The organism is Sinosporangium siamense, assembly GCF_016863435.1.
Taxonomy (GTDB): domain Bacteria; phylum Actinomycetota; class Actinomycetes; order Streptosporangiales; family Streptosporangiaceae; genus Sinosporangium; species Sinosporangium siamense.
Map to the genome: position 1 here is coordinate 55,168 of NZ_BOOW01000052.1, position 18,907 is coordinate 74,074.

General features: G+C 66.8%; 10 protein-coding genes, 1 tRNA gene and 1 pseudogene. 3 read left to right on the plus strand and 9 right to left on the minus strand.

Annotation, left to right across the window (positions count from 1 at the left end):
* The first annotated feature begins 168 nt into the window (after positions 1-168).
* Together Ssi02_RS35110 and Ssi02_RS35115 are read left to right on the plus strand one after the other, a co-directional pair.
* Positions 169-6,771 carry a polymorphic toxin-type HINT domain-containing protein gene (locus tag Ssi02_RS35110; protein WP_204032182.1) on the plus strand — a complete coding sequence of 2,201 codons (6,603 nt, stop codon included), beginning with the start codon at positions 169-171 and terminating at the stop codon, positions 6,769-6,771.
* Between the two features lie 517 nt (positions 6,772-7,288).
* The gene (locus Ssi02_RS35115; protein WP_204032184.1) at positions 7,289-7,558 is read left to right on the plus strand and encodes a hypothetical protein; all 270 of its coding nucleotides are present in this window, start codon (positions 7,289-7,291) and stop codon (positions 7,556-7,558) included.
* A gap of 28 nt (positions 7,559-7,586) precedes the next feature.
* Here the strand turns inward: Ssi02_RS35115 and Ssi02_RS35120 are convergent, their stop codons facing one another.
* Together Ssi02_RS35120 and Ssi02_RS40035 are read right to left on the minus strand one after the other, a co-directional pair.
* Positions 7,587-7,868 (minus strand): WHG domain-containing protein, encoded by a 282-nt coding sequence (locus tag Ssi02_RS35120; RefSeq protein WP_204032186.1) that lies wholly within the window; start codon positions 7,866-7,868, stop codon positions 7,587-7,589.
* Positions 7,869-7,895: 27 nt separating this feature from the next.
* The gene (locus tag Ssi02_RS40035; RefSeq protein WP_204032188.1) at positions 7,896-8,024 is read right to left on the minus strand and encodes a TetR-like C-terminal domain-containing protein; all 129 of its coding nucleotides are present in this window, start codon (positions 8,022-8,024) and stop codon (positions 7,896-7,898) included.
* Positions 8,025-8,347: 323 nt separating this feature from the next.
* Between Ssi02_RS40035 and Ssi02_RS35130 the strand changes: the two genes are divergently transcribed.
* Positions 8,348-8,857 carry a siderophore-interacting protein gene (locus Ssi02_RS35130; protein WP_204032191.1) on the plus strand — a complete coding sequence of 170 codons (510 nt, stop codon included), beginning with the start codon at positions 8,348-8,350 and terminating at the stop codon, positions 8,855-8,857.
* A 557-nt stretch (positions 8,858-9,414) separates the two neighbouring features.
* On the opposite strand, the gene Ssi02_RS35135 is transcribed toward Ssi02_RS35130, so the two are convergent.
* The 7 genes and pseudogenes from Ssi02_RS35135 to gnd all read right to left on the minus strand — a co-directional run bounded on the left by Ssi02_RS35135 (position 9,415) and on the right by gnd (position 18,655).
* Positions 9,415-9,488: transfer RNA gene (locus tag Ssi02_RS35135), tRNA-Ile, on the minus strand.
* A 190-nt stretch (positions 9,489-9,678) separates the two neighbouring features.
* A pseudogene (locus Ssi02_RS40040) lies at positions 9,679-10,062 on the minus strand (DUF3566 domain-containing protein); the annotation flags it as partial.
* A 764-nt stretch (positions 10,063-10,826) separates the two neighbouring features.
* Positions 10,827-13,343 (minus strand): DNA gyrase subunit A, encoded by a 2,517-nt coding sequence (gyrA, locus tag Ssi02_RS35145; RefSeq protein WP_204032193.1) that lies wholly within the window; start codon positions 13,341-13,343, stop codon positions 10,827-10,829.
* Positions 13,344-13,400: 57 nt separating this feature from the next.
* Positions 13,401-15,344 (minus strand): DNA topoisomerase (ATP-hydrolyzing) subunit B, encoded by a 1,944-nt coding sequence (gene gyrB, locus Ssi02_RS35150; RefSeq protein ID WP_204032195.1) that lies wholly within the window; start codon positions 15,342-15,344, stop codon positions 13,401-13,403.
* A 475-nt stretch (positions 15,345-15,819) separates the two neighbouring features.
* Positions 15,820-16,371 carry a DciA family protein gene (locus Ssi02_RS35155; RefSeq protein WP_239130278.1) on the minus strand — a complete coding sequence of 184 codons (552 nt, stop codon included), beginning with the start codon at positions 16,369-16,371 and terminating at the stop codon, positions 15,820-15,822.
* Entirely contained in the window at positions 16,361-17,611 is a 1,251-nt protein-coding gene (recF, locus tag Ssi02_RS35160) for a DNA replication/repair protein RecF (protein WP_204032197.1), read from the minus strand. Before recF ends, Ssi02_RS35155 begins: the two co-directional genes overlap by 11 nt.
* A 126-nt stretch (positions 17,612-17,737) precedes the next feature.
* A complete protein-coding gene (gene gnd, locus Ssi02_RS35165; protein ID WP_204032199.1) occupies positions 17,738-18,655 on the minus strand; it encodes a phosphogluconate dehydrogenase (NAD(+)-dependent, decarboxylating) in 918 nt (305 codons plus the stop codon).
* Positions 18,656-18,907: the final 252 nt, after the last annotated feature.

An 18,907-nucleotide genomic window follows, 5' to 3' on the forward strand; every position in this document is an offset into this window, starting at 1 on the left:
CACCGAGTCGATCTTTACAGATTCCTTACATCCATTCACTCTCTAGGTTGATCACCTTTAGTCCGGTTTGTGGCAGGGCTTTCTGTTATCACCATTGAGTGGAGGAATGTCTTGACGCGTGCGCGAATACCTTTGTTCGTCACGTTAATTACAGGGACCGCAGCGGCAGTGTTGATCTCCGGGGTAGGCGTTCCCCCCGGACTGACGAGTGCGGCTGCGAGCGCCGCATCGATCGCCAAGAGCGATGAGCCGTCGATCAACGGCAGACCCGTACCGAAGAAGAAGTACGGCAAGGGCGCGGAAGAAACAACACCCCGCCCCGAACGGCGCGAACCAGTCTGGCCGAAAGCCGGCAAGGTGCAAGTCGCTCTGGCACAGGAGCTGGCTCCCGCCGGGGACCTGCCCGTGCAGGTGGCCGCGGCCGGTTCGGCGGGGCAAGTGCAGATCGAGACGCTGAACGCCGAAGCAGTGCGCAAGCTCGGCGCGGCTGGCCTTGCCGTACGCCTGTCGCGTGCCGATAACGCAACGAAGGCGGCCAAAGTCAAGGCTGGCTTCTCGTATGCGGACTTCAAGGACGCACACGGAGGCGACTTCGCCGGGCGCCTCCAACTCGTGCGCCTGCCGGAATGTGCGCTGACCGACCCGAAGGCCAGGGGCTGCAAGACGCAGGGCACCGTGGTGAAATCGGTCAACGACCAGAAGGCCGGGCGGCTGGTGGCCGAGGTCGAGGCCGCGTCCGGGTCCACCCCGGCTGGAGGGTTCGTCTATGCGCTGATGGCTGGCCCGTCCGGCCCTTCGGGCAACTTCACCGCAACCGACCTCAAGCCCAGCGGAACCTGGCAGGCCGGCAAGAGCAGCGGCGACTTCAGCTACCAGTACCCGCTGCCCGAGGCGCCCTCCGCCGGCGGCGACGGTCCCGACCTGGCCTTGGAGTACAGCGCGTCCTCGCTCGACGGGCAGGGCGCCTGGACCAACAACCAGTCCGGGGTCGTCGGCGCGGGCTGGGACCTCAACGCGGGGTTCATCGAGCGCCGCTTCCAGCGGTGCAGCCTGCAGTTCGCCTACGACTGGGAAGGCAACCCCTTCTGGGATGCGACCGAGGGCGGCTCCCGGGGGGCGGTCTGCTGGGAGTCTCCCGACGCGAACGACGGTGACTCCTCCACCAACGACCTCACCCAGTCCGAACTGGTGCTGAACGTCGCCGGCCAGTCCTCGCAGATCGTCAAGGACCGCACCGGCGGCACCTGGAAGACCGTGCCCGACCTGGGGTGGAAGGTCGAGGAGGTCGCCGGGGGCGCGAACGGCGAAGCCTACTGGCGGGTGACGACCCAGAGCGGCCAGGTCTACCGGTTCGGCTCCACGGCCGACGCCCAGTGGCGCCTGCCGTACGTCGGCAACGACGCGGGCGAGCCCTGCAACAACAAGTTCACCACCGCGACCGTACCCCCGACCTGCACCGCCGTGTGGCGCTGGAACCTGGACCGCGAGGCGGACTCCCGCGAGAACCTCATCGACTACGCCTACGACCGCGAGCAGAACTGGTTCTGCCTGCCCAGCTGCACCAGCGAGCAGGCCAGGGTCCTGCCCTACGACCGGGGCGGAATGCTGACGACGGTCCAATGGGGGCACAACGGCCAGGTCGCAGGAAGCGTGCCCACTGCCAGGACCAGCTTCAGCGGGGTGAGCCGAGGCACGACCGACGTGCCGACAGACCTCTCATGCGCCGCCGCGACCGGATGCACCAACAAGGACCTGGCCTTCTTCACCACCAAGAAGCTCGGGACCGTCACCGCCGAGTCGCGCAACCCGACCACCGGAAACTGGGACTCGGTCGAGCAGCTCTCCTTCTCCCACGAGTGGATCTACACGCGCACCGACTTCATGAGCCCCTACGACCCGGTGATGTGGCTCGACAAGATCTCCCGCACCGGCCTCGCAGGCACCTCCATCACCATGCCGCCGGTCGACTTCGACGCGGTAATGCGGGCCGGGCGGATGCACTACGACGACATGTCGGACTGGACAAGCCTGCTGTCGTGGCGCATGGTGCCCCGGATCGGGGTCATCCAGAACGGCCTGGGCGGTCGCACCGAGGTGACCTACGGCCAAGCCGACCCCTGCTCGGGCGGCAACGGCAGGGACGGCTCCAACTACCACGCCGACCACACGGGCGACTGCTACAAGGTCGACCAGACCAACGGAAGCAACGTCGCCTGGGTCGTGCACTACAAGCAGCTGGCCACTCAGGTGGTCGAACGCGACATGGTCGGCGCCTCACCCGACATGGTGACCGCCTACGAGTACCTCGGTTCGCCCGGCTGGGCAGCCCCGGTCGACTACGCGGGCCCCGGCCTCGCGCCGCCGTCCTCGGACTGGCGCGGCTACCAGACCGTCCGCACGATCGAGGGCTCGGGCACCGACCCGGCACGGTACACGGTCACCAGCGACACCTTCTACCGCGGCATGGGCGGCACGATCGTCGACTTCGACGGCGTGAGCCGTACCGACTCCCGCGAGCTGCAGGGACGCCCGCTCCAGGACCAGACCTGGACGATGACCGCCTACAGCCCCCGGGCCTACACCGAAGCCGAGTCCAGCCGGTACGAGTACAGCATCACGACCACCGGAAACGGACCCGGCATCCACGACCCGGTGCGGACAGTGACCACCCGCGAGCGCACCAGGGAACGCAAGACCGGCGGAACCTGGAGATACACCGACCAGGTCATGACCTACAACGCCGACGGCCTGCCCGCGACGGTCAACGACAAGGGCGAGGACGGCGTCGCCTCCGACAACTCCTGCACGTCCACGACCTATGCCCGCAACACCGCCTCCGGCCAGTGGATGACCGCCTTCCCCTCGACCGTCGAGGAGCGGGCCGGGGACAGCTGCACCACCGGCGCGGTCACAGGGCGTACGGTCACCCTCTACGACGGCGGCAGCGACCCAGCCACCAACACCCCCACCGACGGCAACGTCACCCAGACCCGCTTCTCGGTGTCGCCGACGGTCACCACCAGCACCTCCGGCACCTACGACGGGTACGGCAGGCCGCTGACGACGACCGACGAGCGGGGCAACACCACCACGATCACCTACAGCCCGGCCGTGGGCTGGCCCGCCACCGGTGTCACCGTGACCGGCCCCGCGCCTCTGAACCACAAGGCCACCACGGTCGCCTCCCACCTGCACGGCCAGACCGTCAAGGTCACCGATGCGAACCTCAAGGAATCGGAGGTCGACTACGACGCGCTGGGCCGTACCACCGCGCTGTGGACCCACGCCAATCCGCGCGGGGGCGGCACTCCCGCTGTCACCGCCGCCTACGACATCCCCTCCGGCGGATGGATGGCCCAGCCCACCGGGCCGACCAAGACCACGGTGAGCCGCCTCCAGTCGGGCAGCGGCACCGGCGCCACGTGGCTGACCTCCCACACCTACGAGGACGGGCTGGGCCGCATCCGGGAGAGCCAGACCGCCTCACCGCAGGGCGGGCGCATCGTCACAGCCACCACCTATGACGCGCGCGGCCTGGTGTCCGCCGTCACCGACCCGGTGCACAACGGCTCGGCTCCCGGCTCGGGCCTGCTCAACCCGGCGCTCACCAGCGTGCCGCAATGGTCCAAGCTCGAATACGACGGGCTCGAGCGCACCGTCGCCGACATCGACTACCACCAGGCCACCGAGCTGCGCCGCACCACCACCGCCTACCCCGGAGCCGAACGCGTCGAGGTCACCCCGCCGACCGGTGCCAAGACCGCCGGCGTGCAGGACGCCTTCGGCCGCACCGTCAAGGTCGAGGAATGGACCGGCCCCACCACCCACAACGACACCGTCTACGTCTACGACCTGGACGGCAACCTCACCTCCTCCACCGACGCACGCGGCAGCGTACGGACTTTCACCTACGACTGGCTGGGCCGCCGCACCGCGGCCACCGACCCTGACGCGGGCACCTCCTCCACCGGCTACGACGCCGCCGGAAACCCTGTGTGGACCATCGACGGACGCGGTCAGAAGGTGTCGACCGTCTACGACGTCCTGGATCGCCAGACCTCCCAGTGGGCAGGCGAGGTGGACACAGGAACCAAGCTTGCCGAATGGACCTACGACGATGTGGCCAAGGGACACCCCGTGGCCTCGATCAGCTACAACGTCGGCAGTGCCTACACCCGGGCCGTCACCTCCTACGACGACGACTACCGGCCGACCGGCACGACGGTGACGATCCCCGCCGCCGAAGGCGCGCTGGCCGGGACCTACAGCTTCACCTCCGGCTACAACTCCGCAGGCGATCTGACCTCCCAAGGCATGCCCGCCGCGGGCGGCCTGAGCGCCGAGACCCTGACCCACACCTATACCGACCAGGGGCTGGTCAAGGCCATGACCTCGAACCTGGGCGGCACGACCACCTACCTCAAGAACAGCACCTATTCCCTTACCGCGAGACTGACCGAGCACCTGCTGGGCAATGCCGGCCAGGTCAAACGGAACCACGCCTACGAGACCACCACCGGCCTGGTCTCCCACATCACGACCACGACCAAGGCCGATACCGCCACCCCGGTCACCAGTCAGGACGACCGTTACACCTACGACATCGCCGGGCAGATCACCCGCATTCTGGACGCCGCCTCCGCCGTCCCCGGCACCCACGACGGCCAGTCCGAGTGCTATACCTACGACTCCCGCCTGCGCCTGGCGACTGCCTTCACCACCACCGCGAACACCTGCGCAAGCGGCGCCAACACCCAGGGCACCGACCCCTACAACCAGGCATACGGCTACGACGCGGTCGGTAACATCACCAGCCTCACCGACAGCGGTGCGAGCGCCAACTACGCCTACCCGACCGGTGCGAGCGCGGCACGCCCCAACGCCGTCACCTCCATCACCCGCCCTGGCGGCACCGACACCTACACCTACGACAACGCAGGCCAGTTGACGGCCCGCAACGTCAGCGGCACGGCAGGCACCTTCACCTGGGACGCCCTCGGCAGACTCGGCCAGGCCACCATAGGCGGCCAGTCCACCGCGATGGTCTACGACGCCTCAGGCGAACGCCTCATCCGCCGCGCCCCAGGCGGCAAGACCACCCTCTACCTGGGCGGCATGGAACTCGAACTGTCCGGCGGCACTGTCTCGGCCAAGCGCTACTACACGAGCGCCGACGGCACCATGCTCGCGATGCGGGACTCCGGCGGATTGACCTGGCTGCTGTCCGGCCTGCACGGCAGCACCCAGTTGGCCGTCAACGACACCACCGGCGCCGTCTCCCGCGAGAGATACCTCCCGTACGGCAAACGCCGCGGCGGCGACGACCTCCCCTTCACGGACCTGGGCTTCCTCGGCAAGACCGAGGACGACTCCCCCGCCCTCACCTACCTGTCGGCCCGCTACTACGACCCGGGCATAGCCAGGTTCATCAGCACCGACCCCCTGCTGGACCTGCGGGTTCCCCAGTGGGCCAACCCATACAGCTACGCCGGCAACAACCCCGTCAGCCACTCCGACCCCACCGGGCTGCGCGTCGACACCGGCAACCGCAAATCCGACCAGACCTTCTCCAAGACCCACCACACCAGCGGCAAGAAGAAATCCAAGGCCTACATACGCGCGGAGAAGAAGCTCGCCGCCCAGCGCGCCAAGGCCGAACGCGACCGCCGAGCCCGCGAAGCCGCCCGCAACCGGCAGATCGCCAAAGAAGCCGCCCTCGACAACCGCGAGAAGTACGCCAAACCCTCCAAACCGCCCCCCAAAAAGAAGAGCACCGTTCAGAAGGCCGCCGATAAGTGCGCGAGCAACATAGTCTGCGACTTCGTCGCGGGTGACGCCCTCAACTGCGCGGCCAAACCCTCACTGAAAAGCTGCGGCATGGCTGCGGCCAGCTTCATCCCGGGTGGAAAGATCGCCACCACCGCGCTCAAGGCCGGCAGCAAGATCACAAAAGCCGTTAAGAAGGCCGATAATGTCGGCGGCTGCAGAAAGAGCAGCTTCGCTCCCGGCACTCGTGTGGTACTAGCCGACGGAAAAGCCAAAGAAATTGAGAAGATCGAGGTTGGCGACAGCGTCCTTGCCTCCGACCCCGAAAATGGGTTGACAGGCACCAAAGAAGTCATCGCGCTAGTCACAAGCAAAGGCAGCAAGAGTCTAGTCGTCATCACTGTCAAGGGTGAAGATCTGGTCGACGGATCAACTGCCAGCAACAAGCTGACAGCAACTGCCGATCACCCATTCTGGGTTCCCTCCTTACGTGAGTGGCTACCGGCTTCCCACCTACAGAAAGGGATGCTGCTCCAAACCGCAGCCGGCACCCATGTGCAGGTGGCAGCCGTGGAGTCTCGATCGGCCACGCTGCGCGTCCATAACCTGACAGTCGATGACCTGCACACGTATTATGTCACAACCGGGACCGCTTCGGTCTTGGTCCACAACACAGGAAACGACCCCGTTCCTGCTTGTGATCTCATCAGGCCGGGTCCGTACGCGGTGGAGTCGATTCCTGCGCGTTCACAGTCGCAACGATTCACCCAAAAGGAAAGGGATGAGATAAATCGAATCGGCAACTATTTCGGTTGCCACAGTTGCGGTGCTACAAACCCCGGGGCTGGAGTCCGCAACTGGACGCCGGATCACCAACCGGTTTCACGGTTCATAGTCCCGGGAACACCTCAACGGCTGTACCCTCATTGCCGAGCCTGCTCCAATCGTCAGGGAGGGATCGTGGGACACATGCCTGCCAACAGAGGAGTCCCATTCCTCCCTTGAATCCAACAACCATCTCAGAAATCAATCAATGACTGAAACTATCGCAGCCCTCAAGTTCGCGGCTTCCAATGGGATAGTGTTCGTGGAGGACGCGGACAGGCCATTAGATTTCGCGGCGCATGAAACCGATACAAGCACAGCCGACCAATGTTCGCTAACAATCCAAGTCATCCATGCAATAGATGGCAATGTGTCGATCGAAGTCAAAGAAGGATCGGACTGCCCAATGGGAATGAAGACCGTCTTTGACGGTAGTCTCGACCTTCGATACGGTCGACTCAGAGTAAGGGATGTTCCCGGAGACAACCTAGTGACCATAGGGCTGTCGCCAGGGCCCAATCGAATCAAAGTATATTCGTCATCACCTGATGCCCCTGATGCGCTGATTGTGATTATCCCTCCGCTCTGAGTCGACTCGAGAAGTCAGCTATTACGCGCAGACAGTCAAAGTAATAGTGCGGACACGATCAAGGAAGACTTTCCTTCCCCCCGCAGTTCTTTTGCGGGGGGATCTTCTGTGATCCAGGGCGGATGCCTGAAGACTCTCGCCCCGATCACCGTTGGCACTACCCATCCCCGGAACGGCCCCGGCACCGTGACCGCCACCGACGAACACCTTTTCTGGCTGCCCGAACTCCGCACCTGGACTCCGGCCGACAAACTCACCCCAGGCGAACTGCTCCAACCTCAGCAGGCACCCGCGTCCAGCTCACCGCTGTCACGCGGTGGACCACCTCGAGCCGACGCGTGCGAGGTCACGGCGGTGGCGCTGCCCGCCGCATGCTGACCTGGCGCTCCAAGTTCGGTCTCCGGGGTCACGCGGCCGGGTCGTCGAGGCCGACGGCGGTGGCCAGGTCGCGCAGGCATTCTTCGAAGACGGGCTCCATGTCGGTGTAGGCGAAGTCCAGTTGGTGCAGGACTTCCATGCACAGCAGGCCGTAGAGCCTGATCCAGCACGACACGTAGACGTGGGCGGCCTTGGGCGGCAGCCGTCCGTCGCTGGTGGCGGAGTAGGCGGTCAACTGCTCGCGCAGTGACGTGGGAAGATCGGCCAGGTCGGGCACCGGGAACGGCCGCTGCCGCCACAACGTGACCATCAGGTCCAGCAGTATCTGCTCGACGCGCTACGCGGCCTGGTGCCGCGCGGAGTCCGGTTGCCGGTTCGGCGGGGTGATCGGGCTGGCGAAGATCCAGCCGAACTCGGCCGGATGGGCAACGGCCCAGGCGCGCATGGCCCGGCAGACGGCCAGCATGCGCTCGCCGGTCGGCGCGTCGGCGCATGCCTCTTAAGAAATCTAGAGGTATTAAGGAGCGGTAGTGCAACTTCGATGGTGGATGCCTCTCGCGGTGATAGTGCCGGTGGGGGCGGTGTGGTGGCGGATGTCCAGGTCCGCCCACGTCCGGCGGGGGAAAGGCTCCTAACATGGCCCGCACGATGCGCGATCGTTTGTTCGGCAAGTACGCGATGGAGGCGTCACGGTCGCCGAATAGGCCACCCCCGCCATGCGCCGAATTCGGCTGGAGACCGACCAGCCCGTCGCCTTCCCCTACCCCCGGACAGCACATCAGGATCCAGTTGAAGGACCCGCTGTCGGTGGCGGGCATCTTGCGCCCCAGCGACACGCTGCGCATCTACACGATCTGGGACCTCGACCCCACCCGGACGGCAATCGAGCTGCGCGTCCACCTCTACCCGGGCGACGGCATCGGCCTGAGGTGGGCACGCGCAGTCCGGCCCGGGGATCGAGTGATCTTCTGGTGGCCGCAGGGTGACTTCTTCACCCGCGAGGCGGCCTATCACGTGGTCATCGGGGAGGAGACCGCCGGCGCCGCCTTCGGGCCGATGATCAGAGGTCTGGGAGCGTCGGCCGAGGTGTTCGGCGTCTTACCTGACGGTCCTGTCGGCGATGACAGGCTTCACCTTCCGTTGCAGGCTCCCCCGGACCCATCCGCCCTCATACGCGGTTCGTGTCCCTCGGTGCAGGGTTTCACCTCGGCTTCCTCCAGCCCCCACCTCACGGCGACGCCCTTGCCTCCGGCTCGAAGTTGGCATCACCTCTTCCTCCAGGGGACTTTCACCCCCTAGGTAATCGCCCATGCTGGGCACACAACACGAAACCCCCGAACCTGTAGGTTCGAGGGTTTCGATGTCCTGAGACATCACAGGGTCGGGGCGGCGGGATTTGAATCCACGACCTCTTCGTCCCGAAGCTTGTCGTTAAAGCCGCTTCTGATGGGTGCCGAATGACATGGGCGGTGAGTCGTACGTTGTACGAGGCATCTCGGCCTTCTCCTTGGATCTTCAAACCGGCCTGGCTATAGCCACACCCCTGATGGCGGCCACTGACTCGGACATGGTCGACCACTCAACCCGCCACCCCAGCGGTTCGCCAAACACGGCTACCCGTTCCACCTCACCAGGCCAAGCGATCTCGGACACAGAGACAGCACCCAAGAGCTCATGCCCTTAACAAGCAATCGGTGGGGAGTCCCCACCCGGCGATCTCAGAAGCCTGCCAGCTTCCACGAACGACTGATCTATGTCACCCGCTGAGGTCTCGTCCCCCTAACGAATGACTAACAAACGATCAAGAGACCAGCCCCGAGAGTTCGGGATCTGGCCTCTGAGCTGGGAAAACAGTGTGGGGCTACCAGGACTTGAACCTGGGACCTCTTCCTTATCAGGGAAGCGCTCTAACCGTCTGAGCTATAGCCCCGCAAAAGCTTGACCAGAACCATATCGCACCCCGGATGTGGAGGCGAACCGCTTCTGGACAAGGAAAAGCTTACCGTGTCCCACGACCTCCCGAAGCCATCTCCCAGACCAGGCTACGGGGAGTACGGCGGAAGCCAAACGGCCCCGGGCCCGTGAAGGGTGGGCCCGGGGCCGTATGGACGACCGGAAGGTTATTCGGCCTCGCTGAACGTGACCTCGATGCCGCCGACAAGGTCGGAGGCGAGGTTGTAGATCACGGACCCGAGGGTGGCGAGGGCCGTGATGAGGACGACGTTCACCGCGCCGATGAGGGCGGTGTAGCCGAGGATGCGGACGGGTTCGAACCAACTGGCGATGTCGAATGTGCTCGTCGCCGAGGCCTTACCCCCCTCGGACGCCGTGAGGCCGTTGACGGTTTCCACGATCGAGTCGAAGACGCCCACGGCGGACAGGACGATGTAAAGGACCGCCACCGCCACGAAAAGCACAACGAAGCAGACCAGGGAGACCACGAAGCTGAACTTCATGGCCGACCAGGGCTCGATGCGCCGCAGGACGAGGTGGGCCTTGCGCGGGTTGCGGCCGCCTTTGGACTTGGAGCCCGACTTCTTGGAGTCGGTCGTCGTCGTCAGCAGAGGATGGTCGGAGACCGAGTCCATGGTGGAGGTGGCTTCCGCCGTCCAGGCACGGTCACCGCCGGGGCCTGTGGGGGTCGTGGGGCGGGCGGGAGCGCGGTTGTTGCCCGCGGGTGCGCCTTGGGCCGCGGGGCGGCCTGCGGGCGCCTCAGGGGCGCCGGCGGGGCGGCCTCCCGAGGGACGGCCGGAGCCGGCTGCCGGGCGGGCCCCGCCCTCGGGGCCCCGGCCGGTGTTGCCGCCGCCGGGAGCGGGACGGCCCGCGGGCGCCGGGCGGCCCCCCGGACCGCCGGCACCACGGGGACCGGCGGCGCCACCGGGGGCGCCGGCACTGCCCGTGCCACCCCCGCCACCCGCTCCGGCCGGACCCGCGGAGGTCGGCCGGTTGTGGGCGGCGGTGGGCGCGGACGCGCTTCCCGAGCTCCACTTGTCGGTGGAGGAGGCGGGCGGGCGGACCCGCATGGTCGGGTTTTCCACCTGGTCGTTGTCACCGCCGGCCGTCTTGCCGCCCTTGGCGTCGCCGCTCGCCGGGTTTTCGGGTTTGGGAGGCTTGGCGCTGCCACCACCAGGGGAGTCGACCACCTCGACTACCTCATCTTCCGCACTCTTGGTCTTCTTGTCTGTCACCTGATCACGCGAGGCCGACCCGGTGGACACCGGTCGTCTGGCGGGGGTGGCGGTGTCGCCTCCAGGTCTGGCCTGCGGACTCACGCCCTATCCTCCCCCGATTCCTCGGTCTCCAACGCTTCGGCCGTCTCCAGTGAGTCGGCGTTGCGGGCGAGCGCCACCACGCTGTCGCCCTCTGCGAGGTTCATCAAGCGAACTCCCATGGTCTGGCGACCGGACTGCTTGACTTCCCCCGCGCTCGTCCGGATCACGCCGCCGGCGGACGTGATCGCGAAGATCTCGTCCTCCGGCCTGACCATGACCGCTCCGACCAGCTTGCCGCGCGCGCTCACGATTTTGGCGGTGAGCACGCCCTTGCCGCCCCGTCCCTGCACAGGGTACTGCTCCGCCGGGGTTCGCTTCGCATATCCGCCCTCGGTGGCGATCAGCACGTCGTCGCCGTCCGCCATGCGGTTCATGGCGAGGAGTTCGTCGCCCTCCAGGAAACGCATCCCGATGACGCCGCTGGTGGCGCGGCCCATGGGGCGCAGTGCCTCGTCGGAGGCGGTGAAGCGGATGGACTGGGCGCCCTTGGAGACGAGCAGCAGGTCGTCGTTCTCCGACACCAGGCGGGCGGCGATCACCTCGTCGTCCTCGCGAAGGTTGATGGCGATGAGGCCGCCGGACCTCGGCGAGTCGTATTCCGACAGGGCGGTCTTCTTCACGAGCCCGCTGCGGGTGGCGAGCACGAGGTAGGGAGCGACCTGGTAGTCGCGGAGGTCCAGAACCTCCATGACCGTCTCGTCGGGCTGCATGGCGAGCAGGTTGGCGAGGTGCTGCCCGCGCGCGTCGCGGCCGGAGTCGGGCAGCTCATATGCCTTGACCCGGTAGACGCGGCCCTTGTTGGTGAAGAACAGCAGCCAGTGGTGGGTGGTGGTGACGAAGAAGTGGTCGACGATGTCGTCCTGGCGGAGCTGCGCCCCCCGCACCCCCTTGCCGCCGCGCTTCTGCGCGCGGTAGAGGTCGGTGCGCGTGCGCTTGGCGTAGCCGCCCCGGGTGATGGTGACGACCATCTCCTCTTCGGCGATGAGGTCCTCGATGGACATGTCACCGTCGTAGGCGATGATCTCGGTGCGGCGGTCGTCGCCGAACTTGGCGACGGCCTCGGTGAGCTCGTCGGAGACGATCTGCCGCTGGCGGGACTCGGAGGCGAGGATGTCCTGATAGTCCGCGATCTGCGTCATCAGGCTGTCGTATTCGTCCTGGATCTGCTGGCGTTCCAACGCGGCCAGCTTGCGGAGCTGCATGTCCAGGATGGCCTGGGCCTGCACCTCGTCGATCTCCAGGAGGCCCATGAGGCCCTGCTGGGCCGCCGACGCCGACTCGGAGGCGCGGATGAGGGCGATGACCTCGTCCATGCGCTCCATGGCCTTGAGCAGGCCGCTTAGGATGTGGGCCCGCTCCTGCGCCTTGCGCAGGAGATAGCGGGTGCGGCGGACCACGACCTCGATCTGGTGGGCCACGTAGTAGCGCACGAACTGGTCGAGCCTGAGCGTGCGCGGCACACCGTCGACCAGGGCCAGCATGTTGGCGCCGAAGGTGTCCTGGAGCTGGGTGTGCTTGTAGAGGTTGTTGAGCACGACCTTAGCGACGGCGTCGCGCTTGAGCACGATCACCAGGCGCTGGCCCGCGCGGGACGAGCTCTCGTCGCGGACGTCGGCGATGCCGGTGACCTTGCCGACCTTGACCAGCTCAGCGATCTTGAGCGCGAGGTTGTCCGGGTTGACCTGGTAGGGCAGCTCGGTGACGACGAGGCACTGCCGTCCCTTGGAGTCTTCCTCGACCTCGACGACGGCCCGCATGGTGATCGAGCCGCGCCCGGTGCGGTAGGCGTCCTCGATGCCGCGGCGGCCGACGATCAGCGCGCGGGTCGGGAAGTCCGGCCCCTTGATCAGCGAGATCATGGCCTCGAGGGTCTCCTCGTCGGAGGCCTCGGGGTTCTCCAGCGCCCACTTGACGCCCTCGGCCACCTCGCGCAGGTTGTGCGGCGGGATGTTGGTGGCCATGCCGACCGCGATGCCGCCGGCGCCGTTGACCAGGAGGTTCGGGAACCTCGCCGGCAGCACCATCGGCTCCTGGGAGCGCCCGTCGTAGTTCGACTGGAAGTCGACGGTCTCCTTGTCGATGTCGCGCAGCATCTCCATGGCGATGAGCGCGAGCTTGGACTCGGTGTAACGCATGGCGGCCGGCGGGTCGTTGCCGGGCGAGCCGAAGTTGCCCTGGCCGTCGACGAGCGGGTAACGCAGTGACCAAGGCTGCGCCAGCCGTACCAGCGAGTCGTAGATCGGGGTGTCACCGTGGGGGTGGTAGGACCCCATGACGTCGCCGACGACGCGCGAGCACTTGAAGTAGCCGCGATCGGGACGGTATCCCCCGTCGTACATCGCGTAGAGAACACGCCGGTGCACCGGTTTGAGGCCGTCACGCACGTCTGGCAGCGCACGCGAGACGATGACCGACATCGCGTAGTCCATGTAGCTGCGCTGCATCTCGGACTGGATGTCGACCGGCTCAATGCGATCGGTCGGTGGACCAGGCGGAGTGTTGACTTCCGTCACGGGTGTGAGTTCCTTTTCACGCTTGAGTCAGCACGCTGTGAGTTGGTACGGCTACCGCTACACGTCGAGGAAGCGAACATCCCGCGCGTTTCTGATGATGAACGCCCTGCGCGCCTCGACGTCCTCGCCCATCAGGACGCTGAACATCTCGTCGGCCTGAGCCGCGTCGTCGAGGGTCACCTGGAGGAGCAGCCGCGTGTCGGGGTTCATGGTGGTGTCCCAGAGCTGGCCCGCGTTCATCTCGCCGAGACCCTTGAAGCGCTGCACGTTGTCACGCGGGCGCGGGTCGGGCTTGCCCGACTCGATGCCCGCCTTGATGACCGCGTCGCGCTCTCGGTCGGAGTAGGCGTAGCTCGCGTCCTCGCCCTTGCGGTCCCACTTGATCTTGTACAGCGGGGGCTGGGAGAGGTAGACGTGGCCGGCCTCGATCAGCGGACGCATGAAGCGGAACAGCAGCGTCAGCAGCAGCGTGGTGATGTGCTGGCCGTCGACGTCGGCGTCGGCCATAAGAATGATCTTGTGATAGCGGAGCTTCGCGATGTCGAACTCGTCGTGCACACCGGTCCCCATGGCCGTGATCAGGGCCTGGACCTCGGTGTTCTGCAGGACCTTGTCGATCCTGGCCTTCTCCACGTTAAGGATCTTGCCGCGGATCGGGAGGATCGCCTGGAACCGGGAATCGCGCCCGCCCTTGGCCGAACCACCCGCCGAGTCACCCTCGACAATGTAGAGCTCACACTTCTCCGGGTCGCTCCACTGGCAGTCGGCCAGCTTGCCCGGCAACCCACTGCCGGACTCGAGCAGCGACTTGCGCCTGGTCAGGTCGCGGGCCTGCCGGGCCGCGATCCGGGCGCGCGACGCCTGGAGCGCCTTGCTGATGATCTCTTTGGCCTCACCGGGGTTGCGCTCGAACCAGTCGCGCAGGTGATCGTTGCACGCCTTCTGCACGAACGACTTGGCCTCGGTGTTGCCGAGTTTGGTCTTGGTCTGCCCCTCGAACTGAGGGTCGGCCAGTTTGACGGAGATGATGGCGGTCAGTCCCTCACGGATGTCCTCACCCGCGAGGTTGTCGTCCTTGCCCTCCTTCAGGAACTTCTGTTCCCGTGCGTATCGGTTGACGATCGAGGTCAGCGCCGCACGGAAACCCTCCTCGTGGGTGCCGCCCTCGGCCGTGTTGATGGTGTTGGCGAAGGTGTAGACCGACTCGGAGTATGAGCCGTTCCACTGCATCGCGATCTCGACCGCGATGCCGTCGCCCTGCGCCTCGAAGTCGATGACCGAGGCGTGAACCGGTTCCTTCTTCGAGTTGATGTGAGTGACGAAGTCGGAAATGCCGCCCTCGTAGTAGTACGTGACTACGGTGGGTTCGCCGTTGACGTGGTCGGGACGCTCATCCCTCAGGGAGATCGTGAGGCCCTTGTTGAGGAACGCCATCTCCTGGAACCTGCGGGAGAGGGTCTCGAAGTTCCACGTCGTGGTCTCGAAGATCGTGTCGTCGGCCCAGAAGATGATCGAGGTGCCGGTGTCGCTCGTCGGCTCGCCCTTGAGCACCGGGCCGGTCGGCCTGGACTGCTCATAGGACTGCCGCCAGAAGTGCCCGTCGGTGCGGATCTCCACCTCAAGCCGGCTGGAGAGGGCGTTCACCACCGACACGCCGACACCGTGCAGACCACCGGAGACGGCGTAAGACTTGCTGTCGAACTTGCCGCCCGCGTGAAGCACAGTCAGCACTACCTCGACCGCCGGGCGCCCCTCGGCCGGCACGATGCCGACCGGGATGCCGCGGCCGTTGTCGACCACGCGCACGCCGTTGTCCGGCAGCAGCGTGACCTCGATCTTGTCGCAGTAACCCGCGAGGGCCTCGTCAACCGAGTTGTCGACCACCTCGTACACAAGGTGATGAAGACCACGTTCGCCCGTCGAACCGATGTACATGCCGGGGCGCTTGCGAACCGCCTCAAGTCCTTCGAGGACGGTGATAGAGCTAGCGTCGTAGGACAAGTGCGAAATCCTCCTGCCGCGGACACGCGGCGGGGCACACGTTTGCACGCCTTGCCCCTGCCATGCCCGTCACCGTCGTGAATGCCCTGCTGCGATCACCCGGGGGAGTTCGGCTCTCACGCCGGGGGTGACACGCAAGTGGACGTGTCCGGAATCCAGATTCATTCTACCGGCTCCGAGCGCCCAAAGGGGCATTGAACGCCTCTGTGACGGCCTGTCGGGCGATGACCCCCCACTTAAGCATCCCCCCACGGGTAGAGGGGTCATCGCCTCACGATCCCTCTGATCGGTTCCGGCTCGCCCCCGTGCGCATTTTCGGACTGTACGGCAAGCGGACACACCCACAGTGCCCAAGAAGACACGCCCCGCGTGTCGCCGAGCGCCGTACGCACACACTATGCGCGACTTTCCGGGCACTCATCGCACACGCCCCGTTTCCCCTAGAACGCGCGCACAAGACGAAGTTCCGTACGGCTCAGCCGTATGTGTCGCGAGGCCCCCGGCTACCGGTGACACGCAGCCCACCCGACCGGCGTGGACCATTTTGCGGACCTTTTACCCGCACCCGCTGAACCGTGCCCTCCCCGAGCTCCTCGTTCAGGCGTCGGACCAGCGTCGGCGCCAGCAAACGCACCTGCGTGGCCCAGGCGGTCGAGTCGGCGGCCACGATGACCTCCCCCTCGGCGAAACTCTCCGGCTTGGTGTGCGCGGCCAGGTCGACCCCGACGATCTCGCTCCACCGGCCGAAAACCCCGCCGACCGCCACCGAGCTCTCCCACCCCCGGTAGGCCAGCAGTTCGAGGATCGCGCGGGCGAACGGCTGGGGATCACTCGCGTCCCTGCGCGCACCCGGCCCGCGGCGTCGCGGCTCGCGCCGGGGAAGCTGGCCGCGTTTGGCGGCGTCGGCCTTGGCCTGGGCGAGTTTCTCCCTGGCGAGCGCCGCACCGCGGGCCGCTGCCGCCTTGGGATTGACGACGGTCGAGTCGGCCACCCGATCGGCGGCGGCTCCCCTGACCTCAGCGGACACGCGACACTCCCCCTTCCACAACGTCGAACCTGGCGCCGGCCAGCTCAACCGGCACGTCCTCCGGCACGGCCGCGGTGATGAGCACCTGCTCGGCCGGGGCCACGACCTCGGCGAGCCGGCGGCGCCGCTGCGTGTCGAGCTCGGCGAACACATCATCCAAGATCAACACAGGGTCGCCGCCGTCGGCGCGAAGCAGGTCGTAGGCGGCGAGTTTCAGCGCGAGCGCGAACGACCAGGACTCGCCGTGGCTGGCATATCCGCGGGCGGGCATCTCCCCCAGGCTGAGCAGCAGGTCGTCGCGGTGCGGGCCGACCAAGGTCACACCCCGCTCCAACTCGGCCGAGCGCACCTCAAGCAGGCGCGCACGCAGCAACTCCGCCAATCCCTCCCTGTCCACGCCTTTCCCCAGGCCTGTGGATAACTTGTGCACACCCAGATCCCCTGCGGCGTCGGCGGCGGACTCCCCCTCGGCGTCCCCACCTGTGGACAACGAGCTGCGATAGGCCAGGTCGGCGCGGGCGGACGACGGCGCGAGCGCGGCATATGCACGCTCGACCAGCGGGCGCAGCGCCTCCACCAGATCGAGCCGCGCCCCAAGCAGCTCGGCACCGTGGGTCGCCAGATGGGAGTCCCACACCTCCAGCGTGCTCAGCACGTCACCGGCCCCCGCGGCGGCGAACGCCGCCTCCGCGTCGGCCTTGCGCCGCCCGCGCGGACCTCCCCGCCGAGCGGCGGCGGCCGTGCGCAACAGGGCGCCGCGCTGCTTGAGCACCCGGTCGTAGTCGGCCCGCACCCCCGCGAACCTCGGTGCACGCGCCACCAGCAGGTCGTCGAGGAACCGTCTGCGCTCCCCCGGATCCCCCTTGATCAGCGCCAGATCCTCGGGCGCGAACAGCACACTGCGCAGCAGGCCCAGCGTGTCGCGCGGCCGGCTCACCGGCGACCGGTTGAGCCTGGCGCGGTTGGCCCGGCCGGGGTTGATCTCCAGCTCGATCAGCGCCCGCCGGTCGTCACGCACGACAACCGCGCGGACGATCGCCCGGGAGGTGCCCTGCCGTACGAGAGGTGCGTCGCTCGCCACCCGGTGGCTGGAGTGTGTCGCCACATAGCCGATGGCTTCGACCAGATTGGTCTTGCCCTGTCCGTTTGGCCCGACGAAGGCGGTCACGCCCGGGTCGAGCGCGACCTCTGCCGAGGCATAGGACCGGAAGTCGGTCAGGGACAGGTGGGCGACGTGCATCCCACGAAGGTTAGTGGGCCACGCACGTCACCGCAGTAACTCGCGTCGCCGGACACACCCCGCCCGACCTGGGTCGCGAGCACGACCGCGCAGCTCGCGACCCCGGAAAAACAGGGGGTGGAAATGTCAGCCGGCCGTGCCCGACGGGGACTCCCCGTCACCGCCCGATGTGGCGGACGTCACAGCGTGACCGCCGAACTGGTTGCGCAAAGCGGCCACGACCTTCATCGCCGGCGAGTCGTCCTGACGTGAGGCGAATCTGGCGTAAAGCGCCGCCGTGATCACCGGCAGCGGCACCGCGTGGTCGACCGCGGCCTGCACCGTCCAGCGGCCCTCCCCGGAGTCCTGTGCATAACCGCGGAGCCCCGCGAGCTCCGGGTCCTCCTCCAGTGCCCGGACCATCAGGTCGAGCAGCCACGAACGGATCACCGTGCCGTGCCGCCAGCTCTTGAACGCCCCCGCCACGTCGGTCACGACGTCGGCGGCCTCGAGCAGCTCCCACCCCTCGGCGAAAGCCTGCATCATGCCGTATTCGATGCCGTTGTGGACCATCTTCGCGAAGTGCCCCGCTCCCACGGCACCCGCGTGCACGAACCCGTCCGGACCCTCCGGCTTGAGCGCCTTGAAGATCGGCATCAGCCGCTCGATGTGCTCGGCGTCGCCGCCCGCCATCAGCGCATAACCATTCTCCAAGCCCCAGACGCCGCCACTGACCCCGACATCCACGAAACCGACGTTCTTCGCCTTGAGCTCCTCGGCGTGACGCTGGTCGTCGATGTAGTGCGAATTGCCGCCGTCGATGATCACATCCCCGGCGTCGAGGATCTCACCGAGCTCGGCCACCGTGGCCCTGGTCGGCTCCCCCGCCGGCACCATCACCCACACCGCCCGCGGGGCTTCCAGGCGCTCCGCGAGCTCCTTCAGACTCCCGACGTCGCTGATGGCGGGATCTCTGTCGTAACCGACCACCTCATGGCCGGCGCGGCGCAGGCGCTCGGCCATGTTGCCGCCCATCTTGCCAAGCCCGATCATGCCGATACGCATCAGAACTCCCCCTCCGTGTGGGTTCCATCATCGAGCATTGTGCCTCCGACACGCGTGCCCGGGCCGGGAAACAGCGATCGCTCCCCCCTCGAACGGCCAAGGCCAACATTTCGTGATCCGTACGGCAAAGCCAGCTTTCGCCCGGCCACCAGGCACACTTCGCCAACCTCACCCGGTCAGCCGCGCGAAGATCCAGCCACCCCACCCCACCCGCCACAAGGCCGTAAACCGAGCCAAACACCGCGGGACCGC

Excerpts from the sequence above, each read along its gene's own strand:
- Ssi02_RS35120 (WP_204032186.1), bottom strand. The coding sequence starts at position 7,868 with ATGGTCACGTTGTGGCGGCAGCGGCCGTTCCCGGTGCCCGACCTGGCC.
- Ssi02_RS40035 (WP_204032188.1), bottom strand. The coding sequence starts at position 8,024 with ATGCTGGCCGTCTGCCGGGCCATGCGCGCCTGGGCCGTTGCCCATCCG.
- recF (WP_204032197.1), bottom strand. The coding sequence starts at position 17,611 with ATGCACGTCGCCCACCTGTCCCTGACCGACTTCCGGTCCTATGCCTCG.
- gnd (WP_204032199.1), bottom strand. The coding sequence starts at position 18,655 with ATGCGTATCGGCATGATCGGGCTTGGCAAGATGGGCGGCAACATGGCC.